The organism is Mesorhizobium sp. M7A.F.Ca.CA.004.12.1.1, from assembly GCF_003997835.1.
In the GTDB taxonomy this organism is placed as follows: Bacteria; Pseudomonadota; Alphaproteobacteria; order Rhizobiales; family Rhizobiaceae; genus Mesorhizobium.
In genome coordinates, this window is the sequence record NZ_RZRK01001334.1 from 1 (window position 1) to 885 (window position 885).

General features: G+C 64.1%; 1 protein-coding gene and 1 pseudogene. One reads left to right on the plus strand and one right to left on the minus strand.

Translation table 11 applies throughout. The features are described 5' to 3' along the window. A partial coding sequence (locus EN984_RS36195; protein ID WP_164765998.1) for an NAD(P)(+) transhydrogenase (Re/Si-specific) subunit beta occupies positions 1–470 on the plus strand: 470 nt, incomplete at its 5' end. A 77-nt stretch (positions 471–547) separates the two neighbouring features. Here the strand turns inward: EN984_RS36195 and EN984_RS36200 are convergent. Further along, a pseudogene (locus tag EN984_RS36200) lies at positions 548–885 on the minus strand (hypothetical protein); the annotation flags it as partial.

Genomic DNA, 885 nt, shown 5'->3' on the forward strand with positions numbered 1-885 from the left:
TCATCATCGTGCCGGGCTACGGCATGGCGGTTGCCCAGGCGCAGCATGCGCTGCGCGAAATGGCCGACAAGCTCAAGGCCAATGGCGTCGACGTCAAATATGCCATCCACCCGGTCGCCGGCCGCATGCCCGGCCACATGAACGTGCTGCTCGCCGAAGCCAATGTGCCCTACGACGAAGTGTTCGAACTCGAGGACATCAACTCCGAATTCGCGCAGGCCGACGTTGCCTATGTCATCGGCGCAAACGACGTCACCAACCCGTCCGCGCGCGACGACAAGTCGTCGCCGATCTACGGCATGCCGATCCTCGATGTCGACAAGGCCCGCACCTGCCTGTTCGTCAAGCGCTCGCTCGGCTCCGGCTATGCCGGCATCGACAACACGCTGTTCTACAAGGACGGCACCATGATGCTGCTCGGCGACGCCAAGAAGATGACCGAGGAAATCGTCAAGGCCATGGATCACTGATTTCGCCACGGCGCGACTGACCCAAACACAAAAGCCCGGCGCAAGGCCGGGCTTTTGCTTTTCAATGCTGAGCCGCTTCAGCGGCTGGTGAGAAAAACCGCTTCCTCATCGTCGCGCTGCCTGCCCCCAAGGGCCGCGGCAGCACTGGCGATGAAGGCGCCGATGGCCAGCGACAGCGCACCAAGGAGCGCAAAGGTAGCGCCAGCCTTCCTGGCGGTGTCGGCAGCCTCCTGCGCCTTGACCTTGGCGTCCTGAGCCCTGGCGATGATCGCATCCACCCGCGCCTTGGCATCTGCTTCCGAAAGACCGGTGCGAGCGGCGACGAGTTGCGACAGATAGGCCTTGTCGTCTGCCGAAACCTCGCCTGCCGCCGCACCGGCGATTAGGATGCGCGAGGCCTGCCCGGTCGCGGCGG